Origin of the sequence: Stenotrophomonas maltophilia group sp. RNC7 (genome assembly GCF_030910085.1) — a bacterium.
Lineage (GTDB): Bacteria > Pseudomonadota > Gammaproteobacteria > Xanthomonadales > Xanthomonadaceae > Stenotrophomonas > Stenotrophomonas sepilia.
Genome location: NZ_JAVFVN010000837.1, coordinates 1 through 752 on the forward strand (window position 1 = coordinate 1; position 752 = coordinate 752).

The following is a 752-nucleotide window of genomic DNA, read 5'->3' on the forward strand; positions in this document are numbered from 1 at the left end:
CTGTCAGCGATAATGCAGCGCGGCTTTCAGCCTTTGCAGATCGCGGCAGGTGTGTCGGTTGATACGGGTCGTAAAGACAAAGACGGCAAACCGATCATGGCGGCAAAGTACACGGGCTTTCACTCGCTACGTCACTTCTATGCCTCGTGGTGTATCAATCGAAAGGAAGATGGCGGATTAGGATTGCCGCCGAAGATTGTTCAGGAAAGGCTCGGTCACTCGTCAATCATGCTGACGATGGACACATATGGCCACTTATTCCCACGCAATGATGATGCTACAGAGCTAGCCTCAGCCGAAGCTGCGCTATTAGGATAAGACTAAAATGACAAAAACCGATTGGCCATCAGTAGTAGCGTTGATGGTTTCGTTTATTGCTTTGGTACAGTCGACTTTTTTCTGGAGAAGGTCTTTTCGTCCTATCGTAACCGCCATGGTGAAAACAGTCGCCGGTGGAAATCAGGCTCTGGCCTTTAACTTGGTGTTGCTGAATTCAGGAACGATACCCGCAAAGAACATAACATTGTACATTCGGGATCCTAGGAAACTCGAGGAAGCGCTAGACAAAGCGCCCGACAATCTGCGTGCAATATTTCTGTCTTGTTTCGACAAAGAAACCATAATCCCCATAATTCACAACGGTTCCGAGGTAGCGTGTTCCTTTGGATTTACCAGTCACGACAAAGGGTTTTGGAAGCCAAACGCGTTGCTTCCAATCTCGATAAGATACGAAGGGTGGTTTGGACGAGTTT

1 protein-coding gene and 1 pseudogene are annotated in these 752 nt (G+C 48.1%); one reads left to right on the forward strand and one right to left on the reverse strand.

Annotation, left to right across the window (positions count from 1 at the left end; all coding sequences use genetic code 11):
• Window positions 1-318, forward strand: a pseudogene (locus RCF13_RS20145) (tyrosine-type recombinase/integrase); the annotation flags it as partial.
• Between the two features lie 241 nt (window positions 319-559).
• On the opposite strand, the gene RCF13_RS20150 reads toward RCF13_RS20145, so the two are convergent.
• On the reverse strand, window positions 560-752 hold a 193-nt coding region (locus RCF13_RS20150; RefSeq protein WP_308141503.1), incomplete at its 5' end, for a hypothetical protein.